Annotated in this window: 18 protein-coding genes, 1 tRNA gene and 1 pseudogene; 8 read left to right on the top strand and 12 right to left on the bottom strand. The window is 52.9% G+C overall.

Annotated elements, in window-relative coordinates; translation table 11 throughout:
• Nucleotides 1-132 precede the first annotated feature (132 nt).
• Both HUV30_RS17150 and HUV30_RS17155 read left to right on the top strand, forming a co-directional pair.
• Nucleotides 133-564: a hypothetical protein gene (locus HUV30_RS17150; RefSeq protein WP_174406722.1), complete on the top strand. Its 432-nt coding sequence runs from the start codon at nt 133-135 to the stop codon at nt 562-564.
• Between the two features lie 286 nt (nt 565-850).
• Nucleotides 851-937 (top strand) — tRNA-Leu (locus HUV30_RS17155).
• Nucleotides 938-1446: 509 nt separating this feature from the next.
• On the opposite strand, the gene HUV30_RS17160 is transcribed toward HUV30_RS17155, so the two are convergent.
• The 12 genes and pseudogenes from HUV30_RS17160 to HUV30_RS18555 form a co-directional block, all read right to left on the bottom strand.
• Nucleotides 1447-1944: a tetratricopeptide repeat protein gene (locus tag HUV30_RS17160; RefSeq protein ID WP_174406723.1), complete on the bottom strand. Its 498-nt coding sequence runs from the start codon at nt 1942-1944 to the stop codon at nt 1447-1449.
• Nucleotides 1941-2414, bottom strand: a complete 474-nt coding sequence (locus HUV30_RS17165; protein WP_174406724.1) for a C39 family peptidase — start codon at nt 2412-2414, stop codon at nt 1941-1943. Before HUV30_RS17165 ends, HUV30_RS17160 begins: the two co-directional genes overlap by 4 nt.
• A 130-nt stretch (nt 2415-2544) precedes the next feature.
• Nucleotides 2545-2922, bottom strand: a complete 378-nt coding sequence (locus HUV30_RS17170) for a PA2779 family protein (RefSeq protein ID WP_174406725.1) — start codon at nt 2920-2922, stop codon at nt 2545-2547.
• A gap of 150 nt (nt 2923-3072) precedes the next feature.
• Nucleotides 3073-3231, bottom strand: coding sequence for a DUF3309 family protein (locus HUV30_RS17175; RefSeq protein ID WP_174406726.1), 159 nt, complete (start codon nt 3229-3231; stop codon nt 3073-3075).
• Nucleotides 3232-3280: 49 nt separating this feature from the next.
• Entirely contained in the window at nt 3281-4075 is a 795-nt protein-coding gene (locus HUV30_RS17180) for a BON domain-containing protein (protein ID WP_174406727.1), read from the bottom strand.
• 230 nt (nt 4076-4305) lie between these two features.
• Nucleotides 4306-4617 (bottom strand): BON domain-containing protein, encoded by a 312-nt coding sequence (locus HUV30_RS17185; RefSeq protein ID WP_174406728.1) that lies wholly within the window; start codon nt 4615-4617, stop codon nt 4306-4308.
• Nucleotides 4618-4929: 312 nt separating this feature from the next.
• Nucleotides 4930-5106, bottom strand: a complete 177-nt coding sequence (locus HUV30_RS17190; RefSeq protein ID WP_174406729.1) for a CsbD family protein — start codon at nt 5104-5106, stop codon at nt 4930-4932.
• Between the two features lie 682 nt (nt 5107-5788).
• Nucleotides 5789-7177 (bottom strand): sigma-54-dependent transcriptional regulator, encoded by a 1389-nt coding sequence (locus HUV30_RS17195; RefSeq protein WP_174406730.1) that lies wholly within the window; start codon nt 7175-7177, stop codon nt 5789-5791.
• Nucleotides 7178-7199: 22 nt separating this feature from the next.
• The gene (locus tag HUV30_RS17200; RefSeq protein WP_174406731.1) at nt 7200-9698 is read right to left on the bottom strand and encodes a PAS domain-containing hybrid sensor histidine kinase/response regulator; all 2499 of its coding nucleotides are present in this window, start codon (nt 9696-9698) and stop codon (nt 7200-7202) included.
• 484 nt (nt 9699-10182) lie between these two features.
• Nucleotides 10183-18912, bottom strand: a complete 8730-nt coding sequence (locus HUV30_RS17205; protein ID WP_174406732.1) for a glycoside hydrolase family 94 protein — start codon at nt 18910-18912, stop codon at nt 10183-10185.
• Between the two features lie 329 nt (nt 18913-19241).
• The gene (locus HUV30_RS18420; RefSeq protein WP_243452233.1) at nt 19242-19580 is read right to left on the bottom strand and encodes a hypothetical protein; all 339 of its coding nucleotides are present in this window, start codon (nt 19578-19580) and stop codon (nt 19242-19244) included.
• A 10-nt stretch (nt 19581-19590) separates the two neighbouring features.
• Nucleotides 19591-19845, bottom strand: a pseudogene (locus tag HUV30_RS18555) (site-specific integrase); the annotation flags it as partial.
• Nucleotides 19846-19982: 137 nt separating this feature from the next.
• Here HUV30_RS18555 and HUV30_RS17215 point away from each other — a divergent pair.
• The 6 genes from HUV30_RS17215 to HUV30_RS17240 all read left to right on the top strand — a co-directional run bounded on the left by HUV30_RS17215 (nt 19983) and on the right by HUV30_RS17240 (nt 23725).
• Entirely contained in the window at nt 19983-20354 is a 372-nt protein-coding gene (locus HUV30_RS17215) for a hypothetical protein (protein ID WP_174406734.1), read from the top strand.
• A 2-nt stretch (nt 20355-20356) separates the two neighbouring features.
• Nucleotides 20357-20701, top strand: a complete 345-nt coding sequence (locus HUV30_RS17220; protein ID WP_174406735.1) for a hypothetical protein — start codon at nt 20357-20359, stop codon at nt 20699-20701.
• Nucleotides 20702-21339: 638 nt separating this feature from the next.
• The gene (locus HUV30_RS18560; protein ID WP_174406736.1) at nt 21340-21582 is read left to right on the top strand and encodes a DUF637 domain-containing protein; all 243 of its coding nucleotides are present in this window, start codon (nt 21340-21342) and stop codon (nt 21580-21582) included.
• Nucleotides 21498-22682 carry a colicin D domain-containing protein gene (locus HUV30_RS18495; protein ID WP_174406737.1) on the top strand — a complete coding sequence of 395 codons (1185 nt, stop codon included), beginning with the start codon at nt 21498-21500 and terminating at the stop codon, nt 22680-22682. The genes HUV30_RS18560 and HUV30_RS18495 overlap by 85 nt, the downstream gene beginning before the upstream one ends.
• Nucleotides 22682-22975 (top strand): colicin immunity domain-containing protein, encoded by a 294-nt coding sequence (locus tag HUV30_RS17235; RefSeq protein ID WP_174406738.1) that lies wholly within the window; start codon nt 22682-22684, stop codon nt 22973-22975. The genes HUV30_RS18495 and HUV30_RS17235 overlap by 1 nt, the downstream gene beginning before the upstream one ends.
• Before the next feature lie 327 nt (nt 22976-23302).
• Complete coding sequence (locus HUV30_RS17240) at nt 23303-23725, top strand: Tle-like phospholipase domain-containing protein (protein ID WP_174406739.1); 423 nt, start codon at nt 23303-23305, stop codon at nt 23723-23725.
• Nucleotides 23726-23881: the final 156 nt, after the last annotated feature.

Below are 23881 nucleotides of genomic sequence, written 5' to 3' on the forward strand. Positions count from 1 at the left end.
GTGCGGGTGGGTGTATCTTGTTGCAAAGCGCTTGCCGCGTGCCGGCGAACGGGGCGACGGTCTTTGAGCCTGCGCTGCGCAGGCAGTGCAGGTTGCGGCAGAAACCTTCGCGTAACGCAGGGAGAACGATTGATGGTCAAGTATGATTGCGAAGTGTTCGGGCATATGCTCTACAGTCCGGAGCTCAGCTACAACGAACTCTATGCCATTGAGGCCGACCTGATTGACGAGCTGCGCTCCGCGCTTGAAGAGATCGGTGCAGAGCATATCGATCTTTCAGGGCTTGGCGATGCGCTGCGAATGCAGTGTGTTCTGCACGGCTACGATGAGGTGGTGTTCCATGGCCTGTGCGATGCTATAGCCACGTTCCTGCCCCGCAAGGTGGATGGGCGTCTTTTGTTCGTGCACAAGGACCTGTCCATCGTGCATCTGTATTGCTTCACCAACGGTGGCTGGAAAGAGGCTGCGGTGGATATTTCCATGAAGGCCTGCCGTTATGTAGAAGATGTTGCTCCGGCGTTCCTTCGTCCCGACGTTGACGGAGATTCCCCCGACGGCGAATAGTAACTAGCTTGACCTGATTGGTCAGGCTAGCCGATCTGACTGACGAATCTGACTGACGAATCTAACAGGCTAATCTGGCTGGCTAACTGGCTGACTGACAGATCTGATTGATTAGTCTGGCGGGTACGCACTGGCCCGTCTGTGCTGGCAGGCCGCGCGGGTCGCTCTATACGGGGTGATTGCAGACCTACGCGACAGGCGCCGTCGGTTGGCCCGAATTGACGCGTTCCGGCTTGAAAAGGTTGACGCACCAGCGCACTCCATACTACGAAGCGTCACTTCCCACGCCCGGGTGGTGGAATTGGTAGACACAAGAGACTTAAAATCTCTCGGCCTTCGGGCTGTACGGGTTCAAATCCCGTCCTGGGTACCAAGGAATAACAAAGGCTTACGATCAAATTGGTCGTAAGCCTTTGTGTTTGAAAACAATTCAGGCCACTACATTCCCACTGACCCGCCCCCCCCCAAAAAAAAACTGGTCCACCTGAAAAGTTAGTGTTGGGTGACACCACGGAGGAAGTTTATGGGTCGAAGAACATTCACAGCAGAGCAGATTATCTTCAAGCTTCGTGAGGTTGAAATGGGCGACCTGGTCCAAGAAGGGGCTGGATCCTAGGCGAGAGCTGGCGAGGCAAGTGGAGCTGGAGAAGCGTCGCCTGGAGACCGCAGGCATGGCGTTGCGCTACCATCACAGCGAAGACAATGAGAAGAAGCGGGCCATGTCCGGACTGGAACGCGCGTATAATCGAAACCTGAAACAGATTGCCGAACGGCGCGGAAAGCCTGACTCGAGTCGTTATCGAAATCCGGGGATTTTATGCCGAGGGGCACTGAGGTAATTCATTCTAACCGAATAATATTGATCAAAACGCAGAGGCCTTGCTAGCCAGCGCCCATGATCCTTGCCTGCTGGATGCGTTTCAGAGTGTCCATAAATTCAGCCTTGCGGTCGGGAGGCGACAGCCGCAGGGCCTCAACGGCCAATGCCTCGGCCTTGTCCAGGCGCTGTCGCTGGGTATAGAGCAACCAGGCCAGATTATTGCGCGGCTCGGGGTTCAGAGGCAAAGCGATAATGGCCTGATCATAGGCCCTCTCGGCCTCCTCCATTCGTTCAAGGCTGAACAGAACATTGCCAGCATAGAGGTAAGCCAAAGGTTCCTGATCCATGGCAGCCTGATATTCACGCAAGGCCCCCGGCAAGTCGCCCCCGGACTCGTAGGCCAGCCCGAGATTGAGGTGTTCGGCCGGACTCAGAGGGTCCTGCTGCATGGTCATGCGGGGTATAGCGCAGCCAACCAGCCCCCAAGTCAGGCACAGGGCCAACCATAAGGTCAGTGACAGGTCCGACGTTCGGCGTAGGATGCGGATGGTCTTGTTCATAAAATTTTGGCCTCCACAAGAAGCGTCCAGTTGTCGGCCCGCTCCCAGGTTCGTAAAAATTCGGCCCATGGCAAGAGCGCATATTCCCTGCGGCCGGTATTGGCGATAAGCCCTTGCGGCGAATACCCAACAGCCACCAGAAAATGGTATGTACTCACCGGGCCAATACCGAGATCCTGCATGAGCACCAGAGGCCGCCCCGCATCCACGTTCCGTACTATGTCCTCCACTTTCCCGCGCCAGAAGCGGGAAGAATGCCCTCTTTTACGCGGATACAGAGCAAGATCCAGACTCACAGAGCCACGCAGTTCGGGTCTGAACACCGCCTGCGCTATCTCGTCGGGCGAGACCGGGTCGCCAAGAAAGTTGAGCACTCCCGCTAGTGATGCGGGGCCACACTGATAATCATCCTGTGCATGAAAGGGCACGTTCGCAATGGTTTGCCGGTCCGCAGGAGGTGTGAATGCCATGGGCAACCTCATGGCACAGGAGGTCAGGCACAAAATTAAAACAAGGGCCAGAATCGCCCGCAGACGAAGCTCCGGACGATTCTGGCAAAGAGACTGGTTCACAGTTCTGTTGTTGGCTGTCATTATCAGTTTAGATCAACTGGTAAATGACGAGACCCAAAGTCACGATGACCAGAATGACAACTATCAGGCCCAAGGCACTGCCGCCGGCGTCCAGAGACCCGAGCTGAGAGGCCAGACTGTGCAGTTCCCCGTCCGAGAGCATCCCAAGGCGGGTGTTAATCTCATCCGGGGAATAGCCCAGATTAGCCAGCCGTTCCGTGACCATCTTGTTTTCCAGCGTATTTTGCACAGCGGTCATGTCCTGAGCGCGCAGTTCCACCGAACTGCTCTGGGACGTGGGTACGAAGCTGGCATCTACATCAGGAACAAAGGCCATCATGGACATGATCAAAGCCATGAATAACGCGACATGAACCACGAGATGGGATCTGATGAAAGTATTCATTCTTCCTCCTTATAGGTAGATGGGACAGGGCCGGGAGTCCGCCTGAATCGGCTTCACCGGGAAAGACCTCACACTGCTCTGAGCCCGTTGGTCCGGTCCGGGTATTTGAAGCCTGAGTACGGAAGAGGCCCAACGCCGTGCTCTGTTCCGCTAGAGTCTTCCGGTCAAAATCAGAATCACGATGACTATGACAAGGAATCCGCCAATGCCGCTGGGACCATATCCCCACCCGCGACTATGCGGCCATACCGGGATGACCCCCAACAAAATCAGAACCAAAAAGATGAGGACAATTGTTCCTAGTGACACTTTCGTGCTCCTTTGTCAGAGAGTAAAACTGCAACCGGCGGTTTCGGTATTAGTTGGAGGCCGGGACGGCGATATTGTTGATCACCTGCTTAACGCCGTGTACATCGTCAACGAGCTTGGTGGCCAAATCCCTTTCAGCACCATTTTTGGCATCACCGCCCAGAGTGACCACTCCGTTCGTGGTCGAGACTGTGGTATTCAGGGCGCTGGTCGAGTGGTGATACAGCAGGGTCATCTTGACCAATGCTGTGATCGACGCGTCATCAATTGAATCGGCCACGGTTTCCAGTTTTTCACCCATGGTGGATTCGCTGGACTTCACGAGGATGCCATGCACCGACATCTCGTTCTTGACGTATTTCACACCCTCCACGTCTCTTGCATATTCCGTGGCCAGATCTTTTTGCGCTGAGTTTATGGCTTCGCCGCGCAGGATGATGGTCCCATTTTGGGCCAACACCTCGGTCTTGGCCCCGCTCACGTTCCTATGGAACAGAAGGGTAGCCTTGACCTTGGTGATGAGCCATGCATCCGAGTAGACCTCAGAAGAGTCGCCCTCTATCTTCAGCATATTGTTGACGCTCTTGACCCCCGGCAGATTTGCGACGGTCTCCTGAGCTAAGGACCTTGATGCGTCGTCAGAAACCGTTCCGGTCAAGGTGACTTCACCATTCTCGGATTTGACATTGACGGCATCGCCCTTGAGATAATGTGTGAACACATAGGACTGTCTGGCGGCTCCAACGATGTTGTCATCAGCTTCCGATGCGTAGAGGCGACCACCCAGAAAGAACAGGGATGCAGTCGCTGCCATCAACACCAGGTAGAACATTGTTCTTGTCATATCCCTTACTTTTCCTTCAGGCGGAGGTATCCGCTCTGCGTTGGCTCAACACTATTGAGATGGAAAACTGGTCCGACTGGACTCTTTTTCCGGTAAAATTCAGTATTCATCAGTCGCGGCTTGTGGCACGCAAAAAAGCTGATGAATCGGGTTAAAGAAATGGATTCACTGGAAGAATGTTGACAGAACGGAGCGTTGCGAGTTCCAGGCCATGCCTTAGCAACCCATCGTCACTTTAGTTGCATACTGTTCTTGACAGATTTTACACCCGATACGCCACGCGCCACATTGATGGCCCGGTTGATGTCGGCTTGAGAACTTACAAAACCACTCAATTGTACATTCCCTTTGTATGTTTCCACATTGATCTCAAAAGAGCTCAGGGTAGGTTCTCTGAGAACTGCAGTCTTCACCTTGGTGGTGATGACCGTGTCGTCGACATATTCACCGGTTCCCTCTTGCTTCGTCGTTGAGGCACAGCCGAGTGACACGGCCAGCATCATGGAACAGAGAAGAATCAGCATTCGATTGCGAAGGGGCATGGCAAAACTCCTGAAAGGTATGGCGGGGCAAGTGCCCGCAGCAGTTGAAAGCACAAAAGACATGGACGCTCACGAGGACACATATCAATATGCGTGCCTACACGGCCCGAAAGACAACATGCTGATATTAAATAAGATGTAGTTGTGACGCACAAGAGGGGTCCGCGAATATCCCGCTTTATGAGAATTATGAAGCAAGAATTTCTTACATTCTAATAATCCGTTAAACACTCTGTGTATCTTTGGCTAAGGCGACTCCTCCCGTGCTGTCCCCGGTGGCAGCCGGGGAGTTCGCCCCCCGGCTGTGTTAGGCTAGCTATTTTCCTTTATGTCGCTTTGGGCGTCACCATAGGCAGCCTGTACCTTGCCCGCATTTTTTTTGATCTTGCCTTTGATTTTCATCTTCTCGTCATCCACGAGATTGGCATAGGATTCCTGAATCTTGCCGCTCACTTCTTTGGCGCGACCTTTAACTTGATCTTTGTTCATCACTCTCTCCTTTCCATTTCCATCCATTGCAAATCCACAGGAGCAGGGCATTGCTATGCCCTGCTTGCCTTAAGCGCATATCTACACGGCTCGGCGCGGCATTACGGCCTGGCGGCTTGAGGCAGTGAAAAAGCGTACTGTCAAACGGTTTATGCCAGTGCCTTTTGGATCATTCGGCATCATGAACCCGTTGAGTTTGGCTCTTCAACGCCAAGCTTTTCATTCCGTGCCTTGCCAATTCTTCTATTTCCAATCACTTCCGGTCACTTTCACATCCTTCTGATTTTCAGATGCCCGTAATAGCGGCCCAATGGGCATCCTTCGCAATTGACGCTATTGTTTGAGCTGTTGCTTCTTTACGTTTTGGGTAGGTGCAACAATGGATTCTTTGTAAAGTGCGCTTGAAGAGTCTGTAGATCCTTCGTTGAGAATCATTTCGACGTATGTTGTTAATGCTCTTGTCTTTTTAACTCAGCGGGCTGGCTGGAGGAGTACCGCTGATTCATAAAGGCAATTACAATATCCGTGCCTCAAAATGATTATCCATATCCACTGGAATAATGGAGGTTTTTGTCTTGCAATGTACCACGCACGTTGAATTTCCCGCTTCATAAGAACAATAAAGCGAGAATTCCTTGGATGTAATAAAACAGGTAGTGAGGAACTTGGAGGGAGAAAGGAGCTATTCTTTGGCGCGCAATCCGTGCTTCTTAAGCAGGCTGTAGAGGCGGGCCTGGCTAAGTCCGGAAATGGCTTTGGCCTGCTGAAAATCACCGGCGCAGAACCGCATCAGGTCGCGGAAATACGTCTTTTCGGCTGTGATTATGGCTTTGTCGTGGAACGCCTTCCACGGGCCTGGCGGGGAAAGGCGGAAGGGAGGAACCGGGATATTCTCGTATCCTGCCGCCTTGGAACGGGCGAAAAGGGCCCGCAAATCGATGGGCAAATGCCGAGGTGTCAGCTCATCAGCCGTATGTCCTGCAGCTACCAGAGCCTCGATGACCTGAGACAATTCACGCACATTGCCTGGCCAGAAATGCTCGCCCAACATCTGCATCAGGTCTGCAGATAGAGACGTGAGAGGGAGTCTGTTGGCGCGGCAGGTCCGCACCAGAAAATATTCCACGAGCTCCGGCAGGTCCTGGAGATGCTCCCGCAATGGCGGCAATTCAAGGGTAATGGCGCGGACGCGAAACAGAAGATCCTCTCTGAACAAGTTGTCGGCAACCATGGCAACGAGGTCACGGTTGCTTGCACAGACCAGGCGAAAGTCACTGTGCTGCTCATGTGCCCCCCCCAGAGCGCGAAAGGTTCGATTCTCCAGAACGCGAAGGAATTTCTTCTGCGTTTTCAAGTCGAGTTCGCCGATCTCGTCAAGGAACAACGTGCCTCCGTGCGCCTGTAGAACAAGCCCCGGCACTGTTTCAGTGGCCCCGGAAAAGGAGCCTTTGCGGTGCCCGTAGAGTTCGCTCACGGCAAGGCTATCCTGAAGCGCAGCGCAGTCGACAACGACGAATGGCTTGCCCGCCCGGGCGCTGTTTTCGTGCAATGCGTGGGCGAACAGGTCTTTGCCTACCCCGGTTTCGCCATAAATGAGGACGTTAGCACTGCTGCGCGCTGCCTTGGCCATATGCTGAATGCATTGAGTAAGCTTGGGGCTGGAACCCACAATCCGGTCTCGCTTGGCCGGTAGAAGATTCATTTTGGTGTTACGGTATTCCAGCGCTTGCCGGAAAGAGAGGCGGATATCCAGAGGTGACTGACCTTTGTCGATGTAGTCCCATGCACCACTGCGGATGGCCAGATCCGCACCCTTAGGGTCGCTAGCTCCGGTAATGATGACCACTTCGGGGTTGGAGTCCAGATTCACAAAGTGCGCTAATGCACTAAGTCCGTTCCCGTCGGGCAAAGCCACATCCAGATACACCAGGTCGAAATCCTCTCTGCGGGCCAGTTCCAGTCCTTTTGCAAGAGTGTTTACGGCGTAGGCCTCATACCCTGCTGAACGCACCATTTCTGTCAGAATCATACAGATGGCTTGTTCGTCGTCTATAATGAGCACCCGGATCATGCGCGTTCTTCTCCCTGAATATTCACTGTATAGGCTCAGCAGGCGATTGAGCCTTCTGGGAGGGACCGATGCGTTTCAGATAGGATTGCAGGATCCCGGTTAACCGTGAGGCCTCGGCCAGAAGGCGGGGCAGACACTGCCGGGCTAAAGCTAAATCCTGGTCAACTAAATGCCGTTGCATTTCCTGTGAGCAGCGCAGAAGGGGGTGCGCTTGTACGGGCCCCGAGCATCCTATCAGTGAATGGGCGCGGGAGGCCGCCTGATTAAGCTCTCCCTGCGCAAGGGCGTGCGTGAGGCCCTTCACCTGCTCTTCAAGGGAGTCTAAGGTCACTCGGAATAGTTCTTCGAGGAATTGCTCAGGGAAGGATTCCTGAAGCACCCCTAAGTCCAGAGCCTGCTCCGTGCGTACCGTGGGGGCAGCTATTACATCTGCGGGGTGTGTGAAATGTGTGGGGGAGGCGGTGATGCGGTTTGCCAGCCGGGAGATTGCGATTAAAAGCTTGTCCCGGGCGACCGGTTTTGTCAGGTAGTCATCCATGCCCGCGCTGAGGAATTGCTCTCTGTCGCCCTCCATGGCATAGGCCGTAAGCGCCCAAATGGGTATGCGGGGATCGATAGGGCCGGCAGTGGATGACCGGATACGTCGGGTGGCTTCGACACCGTCCATGCCAGGCATGTTCACGTCCATGAGCACGCAATCAAAGGGGGCGGCGGCCAGTGCATCCAGAGCCTCTTGGCCATTTCTCACGCCGACTGCCTTGTGCCCTGCCTCGGTAAGAAAATGGAGCAGAACTTTGCGGACCGGTTCGCTATCCTCGGCCACAAGTATACGCAAAGCGCGGATCGGGGACTCAACCAAGGCCTTGCCTTGCTCCGGGGCAACAGGTTGGAAGGTGCCGAATAATGACGTGAAATGGAATCTGCTCCCGTGCCTGAGCCGGCTCTCTACACCGATGGTTCCCCCCATCATTTCCACCAGCCGCTTGGAAATGGCCAACCCCAGGCCGGTTCCCCCGACCTGTTTACCTATAGAGCTGTCCAGCTGGTTGAACTCCTGAAACAGCGTCGGAATGTCTGCCGAGGCGATGCCAATGCCAGTATCTGCGACCACAAATCTGAGCTTAACCTCTGGGCCAGAGTGCGGAAGTTGGGAAATCTTCAGGTCGATATGACCGTTGGGTGTGAACTTTAATGCGTTCCACAGCAGATTCTGGAGAACTTGATCCAACCGGCCCTGGTCCCCGCACAGAAAACGGGGGCAGTCGGGGGCCACGCTTAAAGCAAGCTTCAGCCCCCGTCGTTGGGCCTCTACAGCGAAGGCACTGACGTTTTTTTCCAGAGCCGCGTGGAGGTCGAAATTCTCGGGGTGCAGCTCCAGCTTCTGAGCCTCGATTTTTGAAAGATCAAGGATGTCCCCGATCAGGCGCAGCAAGGATTCCGCCGCATTTTGAATGCTCAGGAGATTTTCGCGCACCTCCGTGGGGAGAGGGGTGTCCAAAAGCATCTCGGACACCCCGACGATTGTGGCAATGGGGGTGCGGATCTCGTGGCTCATGTTGGCCAGAAACTGGCTTTTGGCGTTATTGGCGGCATCGGCTGCAATTTTAGCCCGCTGCAGCTGATCCTCCATTTCTTTGCGCCCGCTGATGTCAGTCAGAAAAATCAGGCTGGCTAAAGAGTCTTCCCAGGTAAAGGATGCTCCGTGTGCTTCTATCCACCGTACCCGTCGGTCTCTGCATATGATACGGAAAACCAGCCTGCTTCCGGGTTTACCTGCTCGATAGGCTTCGGCCACGAGCTTTCGATCCTCGGGAAGAATGATCTTCATGAATGACTGCATCGCCAGAGTGTTATGTGAATACCCCAGGACCTCCTCGGCCCGGGGGTTCATCAGGCGCAAGCGTGTCCCCATGAGAATGATGATGCCCTCATCGGCCTTCTCGAACAGGGTGCGGTAGTTTTCCTCACTACGGGCCAAAGCCTTCGTAGTCATTTTCATTAGAGAAACGTCAGTGAGCGCCATTTCGGCTATGACTGAACCGTCTTCACCCTTCCGGACCAAGCATTTCAGAAGGACAGCGATCCGTGTACCCTGCTTCGACAGGAGGTGCACCTCGCTTTCGGAAGGGTATCCGGCGTTCAAAGACTCCCGGATGATCAAGTACAGTTTGTCTGCGTCCTGCCGGTCCATGAAACTGCTGAGGACCTTGCCTATAAGCTCCTTGCGTTGGCACCCAAGTATGGCGCAAACCGCATTGTTTACCTCGGAAATTACCCCTCGTGCATCGCTTGTTACATGCCCGACAGGCGAAAATTCGTAGAGATCTTCAAACCGTTTGCGATTCATCTCCGTCTGAAGTTCTGCCAGCTTAAGCTCGGCATTTTGCGCTTTCAACTCAGTGTGAAGCGTACTGACTTCCTGAAGCAATGCCTCCAGATCATAGCGGGAAAACTGCTCAAGATCCTTTGCATGCCCATGCAGGACTTCCTTGGCACGTTGTCTCATCCGAGTCTCAACCATTTTTTCTCACTCCTTTTCTCCGAAGTTTGCGCACCGTGTCAGGCCTAGAACTTACCGAGAATATTTGAAAAAGTATCAAAGGAGTATGTTGCCAAGGATTATTCTTCGGATGATCACCGTCAGTTGACGGACTTGAACTATTGTTACCACAATACCCCCGTAATTGTCTCTGCCAAGCGAACTCTTGAAAATTGAACTTCCGGAGTTTCCGGATAAAACCCTGAGGTACTGGGGCTCCGAAAGAGTCATGGAGGGCGGAGATTTTCCCGTTTCCGGGAGATCTGAAAAGTAGAGGTTTCATACAGCGATTCTCCGTTTACGGGTAATGGTGATCCGGGCAAGCTGCAGAACGTGCCGGCAAAGATGTGAGCAGTGCCGACGCGGGTGACCGGCCTCCGGTGATGACCCGGTGGAAGGAGACCCATACTGCCGCAGGCTGTGACTCTGCACTCCAGGCAGCATGGGCCTTCCAGAATTGAGGTGTCTAGGGCCGGGGGGCACTGTCTTCGGGGATTGTTACCCGCACCTCTGCCCAGTGCTCTTTGTGATCATCCGACAGGGGGATGCAGCCGTCCGGCTGTGGCTCACTGTCGAGTTCAACGCTGACGCCTCCGATTTTTCCGGGGAGCTGAACAACCCGGATGTGAAACATTGTTTCCCTGTACCGGTAGTGCATGGTGAAATCTTTCCATTCCGGCGGGAGTCTGGGTACAAAGCGCAGTCTATCCACTTCAAGCCTGAGCCCGAGAAGTGACTCCACCATCAATCGATACATCCACGCGGCAGACCCTGTGTACCACGTCCAGCCGCCGCGGCCGATATGAGGCGGTACCGCATAGACATCTGCTGCCATGACGTACGGCTCCACTTTGTAAATGGCGTTTTTTTCTGCTGAGCTTGTGTGGTTTATGGGATTGATAATGTTGAAAATTTCCCATGCCCGACTGCTGTCGCCCAGCTTGGCAAAAGCCATGGCTGTCCATATGGCAGCATGTGTGTATTGTCCGCCGTTTTCTCGCACTCCGGGTGCATAGCCTTTGATGTACCCGGGATTGAGTGGAGACACGTCAAAAGGCGGATCCAGCAGCTGTACCAATCCGCTCTTGCGGCGAACCAGCCACTGGTCCACGGCATCCATGGCCTGACGTGAGCGTTCTGCATCTCCGGCTCCGGAGAGCACTGACCAGCTTTGGGCAATGGAATCAATCTGGCACTCCTCATTTGACGAAGAGCCGAGCGGCGTCCCGTCATCAAAGTACGCTCGCCGATACCATTTTCCGTCCCATCCGTTGGCCTCGATAGTGCGGCGTAGTTCCTCCGCCTGTTCTGTGCAGCGCTCTGCAAACAGGGCATCACCGTAGATTCGGGCAATATCGGTGAACTGTGTGAGCACTTCAAAGAGGAAAAAGCCCATCCACACGCTTTCGCCACTCCCCAGCCTTCCGACAAGGTCCATGCCGTCGTTCCAGTCACCTGATCCTATAAGGGGCAGGCCGTGGGCACCAAAGCGCAGTCCGTGTTTTATGGACCGGCTGCAGTGTTCATACAGGCTGGCCACTTCACCTGACAGTGCGGGCAGGTCATAGTAGGAGTCCTCGTCTGATTTCAGTGCTCTGCCCTGAAGAAAACCAACGGGTTCGTCCAGCACTCCGGTGTCTCCGGTGGCATGGATATAGCGGGATACAGCGAGCGGCAGCCAGAGATAATCGTCCGAGCATTTGGTTCGCACTCCGCGGCCTGTCGGGGGGTGCCACCAGTGTTGAACGTCGCCCTCCTCAAATTGCCGGCTGGCACAGAGCAGCAAATGGTCGCGAACGAGTTGCGGCTGGGTATGGATGAGGGCCATAACATCCTGTAGCTGGTCACGGAAACCGAACGCACCACCGGATTGATAGGTGGCGCCGCGCGCCCAAAGTCGACAGGCAAGAGTTTGGTAGAGCATCCAGCCGTTTGCCAAGATGTTGAAAGCCCGATCCGGAGTTTCCACATGAACTGTTCCCAGCGTATGCGACCAATGTTGCCAAACCTTGTCCAGGGCTGCTTGCGCAGCCTGAGGGCCACGGTAGCGATGCACCAGACGTCTGGCTTCCTCCGTATCCCGCCCGATGCCGAGCCTGAAGACAATTTCGCGCTCTTGACCGGGATCGATGGTAAAGGCCACCTGAATTGCCCCGCAGGGGTCCAGAGCGGCACCCACCCTGCCTGAAAGTCGCGTGCGAGTCATGGCTGCCGGCGACTTGAGCGTGCCACCGCGTCCCAGAAATTCCAGACGGTCGCCACTTATGGTGCGTATACTCTCATCCACATCAATAAAAGCGGTCCGATCGCTGAATTCTGTATTGTATGGGTTGCGGGCAAAGAGTGCGCCGCTGTCCGGATCTACCTCGGTAATCACATACCCTGCGGTCTTGCTGCGCAGATCGCCTAGCACCCATTCGACATAGCCGGTGGCCGACATTTTGCGGGAGTGGCCCGATTCGTTGCGCATCTTCAGCACTGCAAATTTTACGGGAGCGTCGAGTGCCACGTATACCCAAAGCTCGGAAGCGATACCTCGTTCCACATGTTCAAAGACGCTGTAACCGAAGCCATGACGGGTGGCGTAAGGCGTGGTGCCACGGCACGGTAACGGCGTTGGCGACCAGAAGTGGCCGCGCTCTTCGTCTCTGATGTAGAAGGCTTCACCACGAAAATCACTGACGGGGTCGTTGTTCCAGGGGGTCAGTCTGAATTCGTGTGCGTTCTCGCTCCATGTACTGGCCATGCCGCTTTCAGATATGACACTTCCAAAACCGGGATTCGCAAGCACGTTGACCCATGGAGTGGGCGTAACCTGGTCGGAGCCCGTGGAAATGACATATTCATTGCCGTCCGGTGTAAAGCCTCCCAACCCGTTGTTAAAGATCAAATCTCTGCGGGGTAAGGGAGCCACGGCAGGAGGCGGGGCCCGAAGTGCGCGCACCGGATTGAGAAGCGGCGTTGGAGGAGCGGGCAATATTCTGCCGTCAATCTGTTCTTCCAGCGTCCCCAGAGTATCGGAGATGATGATACGGGCCACTGTATGGAAGAGGATTCGATCTTCCTCGGCTATACGGTCAGCAGAGCGGACGAATATCCCCCCGCGCTGGTCGTTCAGTCCGGTTTTATTATCTGCGGCTATAAGTCCCATTATTTCGTCGTGGAGGGACTGCCTGTATCCTTCATGGTCTTCATTCCAGATAACGAGGTCCACCGTCAGTCCCTTGAGTTTCCAATACGTATGGGCTTGCACCATTTGCCGCACCAGCTCAATGTTGGCAGGACTTTCAATCTTCAGCAGCACGATGGGCAGATCGCCGGAAATGGAATAGCCCCAAAGTCCGGACTGGCCCCGGTGATTTTTGATAAGATCTTCCGTTTGGGCCCGTAGAGCAGCATTGGTGTAAATGATTGAACCTGCCAGCCTGCCGTAGAGTTTTGCTTCTGCTTCAGAGGCATTCAACTGGCGCAGCTGTACCTGGCTGTGAGTCCAGGCAAGGTCAAAGACCCGGTCGGCCATACGCCTGTCCTGATATTTATTCACCAGCTCCAGAGCCGTTCCGCGGGTGTTTGAAATACCGTAGATCATGTCTATGGTTACAAATTCGCCCGGGTTGAGAACTACTCGCTGGCGAATGGCCGCGACGGGGTCGAGTACAGATCCCTCGCTGCCGGAGAGTGTGGCTGAATACCCCGAATTCCTTCCGTTGAGAGCCTGGGGGTCGGCAGTCGTGTTGCCTCGACCGATGAAACGCATGCGGTCTGTCTCATAAGATGCCTCCCCGATCACTTCACCCCGGACAGTCATCATGTGCAGCATGAAGGGGGGCACTTCGTCCTGCGACCGGGGCCTGCGTGTGCAGAGGATCGCCCTGTTGTCACGGAGGATTTCGGTTTGCACAAAAAGGTTGCTGAAAGCCGGATGCAGTTCATCCGCTGCTTGCGTTGTCAGCACTACTTCCGTGTAGCTGGTCACATCTATGAAACGGCGCGTACGGGTATGGTTGGTGATGCGTACGCGTCGCAACTCTATGTCGTCCTCGGGAGAAACGGCGATTTCGGTATGTGAGCCATAGCCGTGGTCGCGGCGTTGGAATTCGGCTTTGCCTTCCGAGAAGACCACCTCGAACTGTTTGGCGGGAGTTCGTGTCGGCTGATGTGTGGTGGACCAGAATGTACCACTGTCCACGTCACGCAGGTAGCAGAACGTGCCCCGGTCATCACAGGTAGGGTCTTCGCGCCAGCGGGTCAGGGCCAGATCCTCACAGCGGCTATAGCCGCTGCCTGAAGTTGTAATCATGACATGGTAGCGGCCGTTGGAGAGCAGATGAACCTGGGGGGTAGGAGTGTCCGGGGTGTTGTAAAACCGTATGGGCGTTTCTGCCGGTTCAGTGGTGAGATCCCTTTCGGCCAGTTCGGTGGTGTGCGCATAGAATGCAGCTGCCTTGGGAATGCTCTCCTGCAGTAGCGGGAGTGTGGCCTGGAATTGGGCCTCTGACTCGAAGCGTCGTTGCATCGGATGATTAAGCAGTACTCCGGCCAGAGCCAGAAAGCTCATGCCCTGATGATGTGCCATGAAAGATTGGACTACGGCGCTCGCACGCCCGTGAGGCAAGCGCATGGGAGTAAAGTCGATTGCCTCGTAAAATCCGTAGCTGGCATAGAGCCCTTTGTCGGTCAGCAGCATCAGATTTCTGCATGCTTCCTGCGGGAAAACCAGAAGGGCCAGAACGGTGGCATAGGGCGCTATGACCAAGTCTTCGGTAAGGCCGCGCTTGAGTCCCAGCCCGGGGACGCCAAATGCCCGATATTGATAGTTCTGGTGTATGTCTATGGCGTTATAGCCGCATTCTGAGATACCCCAGGGCACGCCCTTCTTTTTCCCATATTCAATTTGTCGAGTCACAGCAGCCTTGCAGGTCTGGTCGAGCAGGGTATTCGGATAACTCGGCATGACCAGATTCGGCATCAGATATTCGAACATGGACCCGCTCCAAGAGAGCAACGTCGGTCCACCTCCGGCAGTGGTGAGCAAGCGTCCCAGGGCAAACCAGCTTTCCTGCGGCAGCCGTCCCTGGGCAATGCCCACGAATGTGGCGAAGCGCGCTTCCGAGGCCAGCAGATCATAACAGCTCTGGTCTTTGCGGCATTCATCAACATTGTAACCGATGGTCAGCAGGCGCCGCGCTTCATCATAGAGGAATTCATATTCCATCTGGGTCAGAGAGTCGCAAAGATCGGCAAGGGTGGTAAGGGTGGCGATTCTGGATTTTGCCTGCAGGCTGGCAGCCTGGACCAGGCTGTTCAACCCGGTAAGATCGATATCGTGGCTTGCGGTTATGGTAGGGTTGAATTTTGTTTGTAGCGCAACCAGTTCTTTCAAGGTCGGAATTTCATCCAAAAAAGCGAGGCTATCCGGGAGTTCTTGAACGTGGGCACACCATGGTGTCAGCATGTCCAGTTCCTCCAGATAGTCATGGCATTGCGCGATAAAGGCGCTGAGCCACCAGTGGACTGAACTGTCGGGAGCTTCGTTATTCAGGGTGGTGTTTACCTCCGTTGCAGAAGCAGCGAGTCGTTCCAGACATCGTCGGGATGCTCCCAGTGTGTGGGGCGGAGCTTGTATGACTGCATCCATTTCCCGGCACAGCGCGGACAGCAATGCGGGTGTATTGGCCGGCAGCGGATTCGGGGGAATGGTTTGTGAGCTTTCCATTGCCAGCTCTAAGGCATCTTTCAAGCTTTCGAACAGCCCCGGAGTGATGATCCTGTCGTTGGGCAGGGAGAGCAACCCCGCACGCAGGGTCATGATGTGACCTGCCAGATTGCCGGAATCAACGGTGGAAACGTAGCGAGGCGACAAGGGCTTCAGGGTAATGGTGTCATACCAGTTGAAGAAATGGCCCTCATGTCGTTCCAGTTGGCTCATGGTTTTAAACGCTTGCATGGTGCGATCCAGCAGGCGTCCGCACGAGATAAATCCGAAGTCGTATGCGGTAAGATTTGCAAGAAGCGCCAGCCCCATATTGGTGGGGGATGTACGGTGTGCGATAACAGCTACGGGCTGCTCCTGATAATTGTCAGGAGGCAGGAAGTGGTCTTTGGGGCCAACAAAAGTTTCGAAAAAACGCCAGGTACTGCGGGCAAGTTTACGTAAAAACGTACTCTGAAGGTCTGTAAGCTTTTCTTCAGGGGGAGAAAACGGCAGGCTCAGCCACCATGCGAGTATCGGCGAAATGAACCACAGGATAAGCACCGGACCGGCTACCAAAAGGGAGGACGGTACGGTCGTGGCAAGAAAGAGGGCCAGTGTTGTCGCCAGGATGGGGCCTATCCACATGCTCCGGTATACACTGAGCAGGGTTGTGCCGGTGCCGGTTCTGTCTCCGCTTGCCGGCTCCCACTCCAGAAGGCCTTTATGGGTGATCACAAGCCGCCAGAGAGTGTTTCCCACGGCAGAGAGGCTGTAGAAGGACTCATAAGGCAGGCAGATCAGTGTGAACGTGGCCTGCGCGAAGTGTTTGGGAAGCAGAAGTACTGCGCTTGAGAGGTGCTCTCGGAAGGGTATGTCCGCAGGTTTATGCAGAACATTCTGCAAACTCGTGATGATTGAGGGCAGCAGAATGATGCCGCACCCTGCCAGTGTCCAGAACCATGGAGAAGCGGCGATGGTCCAACCGTACAACAGAAGCAGGGTCAGCGACGCGGCGGTCAGGCTGCGCCGTAAGTTGTCCATGATCTTCCAGCGGGAAAGGAGCGTAATTGGATTCTTCCGGGAGCGGCCATCTTTAGCGGGGATGCCGGGCAACAACCAGCGTGCAATCTGCCAGTCGCCACGAATCCATCGTGCCCTGCGGCTCACATCCGCCATGTAGCTGACGGGCGGGGGCTCAAACAATTGCACGTCACTCAAGAGTCCGGATCGGGCATAACAGCCTTCCAGAAGGTCATGACTCAGGATTCGATTTTCCGGGAAGCTGTCCCCAAGAGTGTGCTCAAAGGCGTCGACGTCGTAAATGCCTTTGCCTATGAACGAACCTTCTCCGAACAAGTCCTGATACACGTCTGAGACGGTGCGGGTGTATGGGTCTATGCCTATCTCGCTGGCGCACATCCTTGCATATCGAGACCTGCCGATACCAGCCAGACTGGCTGCAATACGCGGTTGCAGGATGCCGTAGCCGCCGGTTACACGCAGCCTGTCAGAGCCGTATTGCGGACGGTTTAACGGGTGGGCCATGGTACCCACGAGCTGCCGGGCGCAATCCCGCCCCATGTGGGTATCGGTGTCTAAGGTGATAACGTATGCAACATCGTGTAATAATGTTGTGTTTCCGAGAATCAAGGCAAAGGGTGAAGAATCGCCGCCACGTAGCAGTCTGTTCAGGTCTGCAAGTTTGCCTCGCTTGCGTTCATATCCCATCCATCTCTGTTCCCGGGCATTAAAGCGGCGTGGCCTATGGAATAGATAAAACAGGTCTTCTGTCGGGGTGTTATATTTCTTGTTCAGCTCCTCTATGCCCTGTCGGGCCTGAGACAGCAGAAGGGCATCCCCGGGGAGTGTTTGTTCATCTGCATCGGTAAAGTCTGTGAGAAGTCCGAAATGCAGATACTTGTCACGGTTTCCAAGGAAGCGGACCTCCAGAGCTTTGATCAGCTCCTCAACCGCCGCGGTGCTCGTGAGCATGGCGGGAACCACAATGAGGGTTCGCCGGTTTTCAGGAATGCCCTTGGAGAAATCAAGGCGCGGGAGAGGCTGCGGGGTGGTCAACATGGTCGTAAGCCAATTCGCCAGGGCCACCGCAGGATGGCTGGTGCATATCAGAGCGAGCAGGCACAGCAATGCCAGCTCCCACTCCTGCAGTCCATCAGCCTGCGCCTTGAACGCAAAGCCTCCGGTGAAAAGTATCGTGAGAAGTAGTACTCCCCCGCCATAGAGCAACAGAGGAAACCGGTTCCCCAGTGCACGCAGCGATAGAATGGGTGGTTCGCTCGCATGTACCGTTTTTTTGAAATGCGCCACCCCGTTGGAAATGAGATGGAACCCCACGTGAGCGGCCAAGGTATTGATGCCATCTCCGGTCGCGCATTCCCGAGCCAGGTTGATGGCTATGCGTGCCACTTCGGCCTCTGATAACGGGCTTGTTTTGGCCGTTTCTTCCACAACGTGACGATAGCGGTCACGCGTTACAAAATCCATTGCGCCATGCACTCCGGCCGGGTCTTCTCTGAGGATGCTCTCGACGATGCTTGTGGCTTCAACAAACTCGCGCCAATCCATGATGCCAAGGAATCTCAAGCTGCCGATACTGTTGCTCATAGTGACCTGATCAACGGATTGCCGCTGACTTTCCAGCTCCACCATCTGAGTGATGGTCAGGCCGGATTCGGACAGCCGTTGTTCAATCCATGTAAGCGGTAGGGCCAGAGCTTGACCTTGACCGTGAAGCCGGCGCGAGAGCTCTGCTACAAACGAACTATCCATGGGGGGGTTGGAGCTGGCCATGTCGGCAATGGTCAGAATGAGCTCCTGCGGATGACTGGCGGCCACTTGGAGCATTTTGTCGGACCAGAACGCGGCATGATTGCGTTCGAGTCTTTGACTGGCAATACGGGCGGCCACTCGGCGCAGGTTTTCGATGAGTGCAAGGCGGAGCATGATCGGGATAGCCCAGAGTTCGCCTAACTTCAAAGGGCTGACGGACTGATATGCATCCACCATTCCTTTCAGGCTTTCCGGGTCCACCTGTCCGTCACGATGAGAGATGCTTTCGAGGGCGAGATCATACACTCGCGGTAACTTGGCGGAAGGGCCGTTGGCCAGACAGGGCAGCTCGCGGCTGTACCCTTTTGGAAAATGCTGGCGGGCGGTGCGGATTTGATCCTCAATCACATAGAAATTGTCCAGCAGCCATTCTCCGGCCGGAGAGAGCCGATGGTCCGCTTTCACGTCATTCGTCAGTTGAGTGTGTACGCCTTGAAGGAATGTTTCATTTTCGGCAAGCCGCACAAGCAGCTGATTTTGAGATCTCCCCTTCGCCAGTTTGTGCGAATGGGCAAGAAATCTACCATGTTGCTGCATTCTTTCCGAGCTGAACAGATCCGACCGTAAGGGAGCTTCTTCTTTGCTGCTTCCTCCGCGTAGCCGGGACCATGCATGAGATACTTTGTAAAGGATCGCATTGCGGATATCCATTGCTGCCTCCTGTTATAGAAAACGGGGCGAACTTCGTACTCATTATGGCGGTTCAAATTCGAGAAAAGACAGATCGACAGTACAAGGGCAGTGAAATTATGTGATGAGCTCTGGACGCCCTGGCGTTGCGGAATTGGAAGGAATATATGCCAGCCGGTGCAGGAGATATTGTAAATGTATTTGCGGATGTTGCGGATGTTGTATTGTCTTGTTTCGGGATATGATAACACACATCTGTGCATGTAGATAGGAGGAGAGCGTAGAATTAACTACATTGCGTGGCATACGCTCTCTTTATGGATGAGATTGCATGTATGTTGCTATAGTTGTTAGAGATGTGATGGTAAAACTTTCATTCCTTTAAAGTCGTTAAATACTGTTTTCACATTGTTATTGCGGGTATATATCATGTCATTATTATATCCATAATGGTCCTTAATATTTGTTTTGCTGATGCCGGAGGCGGAGTCGCCCCCCTTGGTCTGTCCAAGCATTTCAAGCGCAGACCGCGTTGCGTCTTCATTGCCATGCATGTGACGTAGGGCCATTGCGGGAACTCTCCAGCCCATTACATCCATCAGCGAACGTAAATTCAGAGATTTTGCCAATTCCGTAGCAACGGCGTGCCGAATGGAATGTTGTCCTGTCGAGCGGTGTGCGCCCTTCATTTAAGCCAAGCGCCTTGACCGTGGTTGCAAAGGCCGAAGGAGCTTCCCTATAGGGCTTGCCGTCAGTCTTAACAAAGACTGGAGCCGTGGAATTTCCACGAGGAATTTCAGCGAGCAAATCTGCCAGATGGTCTGGGAGAGGAATCTTCCGTGTTTCCGAATTTTTTGTCCCCTCAAAGATAATGTTCGTTGACGTTACGTTCCTCCATTCCAATAAAAACGCTTCGCTCGCACGGCACACTGTAAGGAACGCAAAACGAGTCATCCACCACGCGTGTTTGTCCGCAGCTCTGGCTCTTCAAGGATCGCTTCCTTCTCATGCGCAGAGGTCACACGTTGCCGCCTGTTGTCTTTTGGTGATGTAGCCCCGATATCTCCGCTGGGATTACTAAGGTCAAACGGGTGTTGTCGACGACGGAGAAAGTTGCTGATGGGCGGAAGGTTGCAAAGGAGGTCATTCGTGTTGCCAATCCGGAGAAGATTGCCGATAACGTTGCCTCTGCAATTGAAAATAATCCAAATTTATTGTCAAAACTCCTTAAAAAGTCTGAAAAGGTTGGTGATCAGTACGAAATTGTCTTGGATGACCTGTCAAAGCTGATAGTTAGGCGCGATTTTGGAGATAAGGCGCATCCTTTGAAGCCTAGAGGTCAAAAAATCGACCATTACAATATTGAGATACATCTTCTTGATAGAAAAGGTCGTTGCTCTCCTAAGTCAAATGCGCATGTTTTTATTGAAAATAGCAAACCTGTCGTAAAGTGGAGTAAGTAGATATGGATTTCAATTTTTCTTTAGATCGTCAAGAGGATGAGGTGTTTGATAAGAATGATGATAATATTTTGAAAGTTAGCGTGACAGTGGCTGGCGTACCTGTTGAAAATAAGGATAATTGTTTTGTTTTTCTTGATATGACGCGAGATGCAATGATCGGCCTTGGTGTTGAATTGATAAGAAAAGCAATGGAAAGTGATTTGGAGTGTGGCTATTGCGAATTATATCCCGTTCGATATCCATTAAGGAGGATGGGGGTGTATCTCCACCCAGATAGCTGTCGCTTATTCTTGGGAATGGCTGCAGAGTTTTCTGAGAAATTTGAAGAAATGTTCCCTGACGATTAGCCCGGCTGCGGTTAAGGTTGGTGATAAGTGTGAGATTGTCTTGTGAGACCAGGCGAAGTTGATATCTAACTGCGGCTTTGGAGATAAACCACATTATTTACAAAGATTTTGACAGGATGTTGACAATTATAATATTGAATACACTATCAGGCGCGTAGTAGAAGAAATAAGCTTGCTTATAGTTATCACATTGTCACAACAGAAAAAGGGCCTTGCAAAATTATCTATGATAAGAAGTAATGCATAAATATGTCATTGAGTCGGATTCTGCTTCTGATGTGTTTGAAGGCGCAGGCAGTAGTATTTTATGGTGTCTGGCGCTATCAATAATGTGATTAGATTGCTGGAGAAAATAGTCACGTTTTTATTGAGTTGACACTCGATGGAAAGTTTGGATTGGGTGCCAAGGTTATTCTCTTAGTATTGCGATAAGGCGGTGTCTCTGAGCGCTTTGAATTGTAACCTGCTGCGTACAGGCTTATGGTTTTTTGTGTCCGAATAGTTGAGCGCGTATCGGATTGCTTGAGCCAATCAACGAAACGATTGGTGAATTGTTTCCTGAAGAAGATTGAATATACAGAGACGGTATCTACCTGTCCCCGCCATCTCCGGTATAATGACTAATCGGCAGCCCCATTGTGGGCCGCCTTTTCATTTTTTGTTCTTTTTGCTCTCAGGCTGCCATCAGCCTTGCAAATAACAAGGGTGACCTCGGAGGCGTGTTCAAGGATTTGATGTCTGAGCGCGCCATGCGTTCCCTTGCCACCTCCGACCTCGCCGCTTCCATCATTGCGGTGTGGATGCCACTTTCTTCAAGCCGGAGGTTGCCAGCGCCGCTGACAAGGCGGCGACAATCTCGGACCATGTCTCCAATGTCGTAAGCAACCTGCCTTCAGCGATTACGGAAGGTGTTGTCCACGGCACTATCTCCGGTGCTGTAGATACTGCCATCAATGGTGGTGATATTGGGCAGAATCTGCTTTCCGGCATTCAGGGAGCTGTTGTTTCGGAGATTGGTGAGGTGATGGCGACGGAAATTGGTGCGGCGTACAAAAATGGCGACATTAATCAGGCAAGCCGTTACATCGCACACGCTGCTCTTGTTGCCGGAATGGATTTGGCAACTGGCGGTGACGGAGTGTCGGGTGCCGTTGGCGCTGTGGTCGGCGAGGCAACCGCAGAGCTGTATCTTTCTCAGTATGTTGAGGAGAAGCTCCGTCCTGACAGATTAAAAGGGATGACTCGAGAGCAGTTTGCAGCTGAAGCCCATCATTTGAAAGAGCTTGGAGTCAATTTGTCAGCTCTAAGTGCTGGCATCGCTGCCGCGGTGATAGGAAAAGATGTTGATGCCGCCGCGATGACAGGAAAGAACGCGGCCCGCAATAACGAAATGGTCATATTGATCATCGCCATAGCTCTTGTAGCTCTGGAAGTTGCGGATAAGGCTATGATTGCAGTGGATGCATGGGAGCTTGCTCAGGCAGTTGCGGAGAATGACCAAGAGAAGGTGGAGGCCAAAGCCCTTGAAATAGGGGTTGGCTTGGCAACGGATGCCGTCCCCGGTAATGTTGTAACAATAAAGATTGGCAAACTCTTGCACGGGTTTGGCGTGGCTACTGTTGGGGCGAAGGTCGTCGCCAAGGCTGGCGGGAAGGTTGATGAGGCGGTTGAGGTTGTTGAGCGGATTGTAACTTTTTCGGATAAACAGTTGCAGCAAAAATTTAAGCACGCTGTTGATTTTGGGATAGATGGTAATTTTAATCCTCAAAAAATGCTTGAATATAAAGATGTTATCGCTAGGCATATTAATGATCCAAACGTGTTAAGGATACAAGGAAGCTATAGGGGGGATAGCGTCGTGCATTATTTCAATAAAAAGACTGGGGTGAACGTGATGACTAAATCGAGTGGAGAGTTTATTAGTGGGTGGAAATTAAATGAAAAACAAATAGAGAATATTATATCAAGAGGAAGCTTGTGATGGCGGTAGTTGATACAACACCTGCATATATACAGTTGCTTGGTGTGTTTATCTCGTCGAGAATTACTGGAGATGAGTTTGAAAAAGAGTTTTTGAAAATGTGGCGAACGGATAGGGATTCTTCAAATATTCATGACGATATAGTTGATGACATATTTATTGATGTAGATTGTTATTGTTCAGACGAAAGCTGTTTTGAGAACGACTATGCAATAAATAGTATGGAGTTGCGAAAAAGGTGTGTAGAACATTTGGACAGTTTAAAGAAAAGGTTAAAATGCAGAGTTGGTTAACTGCTGTGCTGATGTAACAAAAAATGAAATTCGGCTGCCACATGTGGCAGCCTTTTCTTTTGCCGTTTCTTCCTGCTCTCCGGAACTTACGAAAACCGAAACTCCCGTCATTCCATCATTCCCACATCCCCCCCCTACACTTCACGCAGCATATGAATGCGCCTGATAAGGGTTGAGGGCACCCATATGCGGAAGATGCTGATGGTACCGTAACGACGGGAAAGAACGCTGCTGAGAATAATGCGCTGTGCGGCGGTGTTTGCCTTGCTGTTACGACTAGCTGCACGTAGAACTGTGACTGCAACTGAGAAAGTAACGGATGGTGTAATGCTTGAATTGAGCGAATATGTTTATTCAACAGTCTGTCAACAAGTCGGTGTTTTTAAGATGGTTGGTGATAAAGGTATCCCCGAGGTTGATCTTTCAGAGTTTAAAGATGATAGGATGGGGCTGTATAGCGGCCTGTTTTATAATGAGAAAACGAATGAGTATGCTTTGGCGTTCCGGGGCACGGATGATGCCAAAGATTGGATAATAAATATTGTTCAGGGTGCGGTCGGCGGGGGAGAGCAGTATCAACGTCTGGGGGCTGTCAGAGAGTTGAAAGAGCTTTCAGCTTATGTAAAAAGTCAAGGCGGGTCGTTAATTGCTACGGGGCATTCGCTTGGCGGTGGCTTGGCAACCGCAGCTAGTTCAACGGGGTTATTGATCGTGCAGTTGTTTTTTGCCCTGCCGGATTGCATTTGTTGACCGCCAGCAAGCTAGACGGGTCAATAGAGAAAGCGACTAGAGTGACCAAGGCGTATGTTAGCGACATTGATGTGTTAAACCTTGCTCAAGAGATAATTGCATCTCCTTTCACATCAACAAGGGGCGAGGTTGTGTATGTTGAGAACGGTGGGCTAC

The organism is Desulfovibrio subterraneus (assembly GCF_013340285.1).
In the GTDB taxonomy this organism is placed as follows: domain Bacteria; phylum Desulfobacterota; class Desulfovibrionia; order Desulfovibrionales; family Desulfovibrionaceae; genus Halodesulfovibrio; species Halodesulfovibrio subterraneus.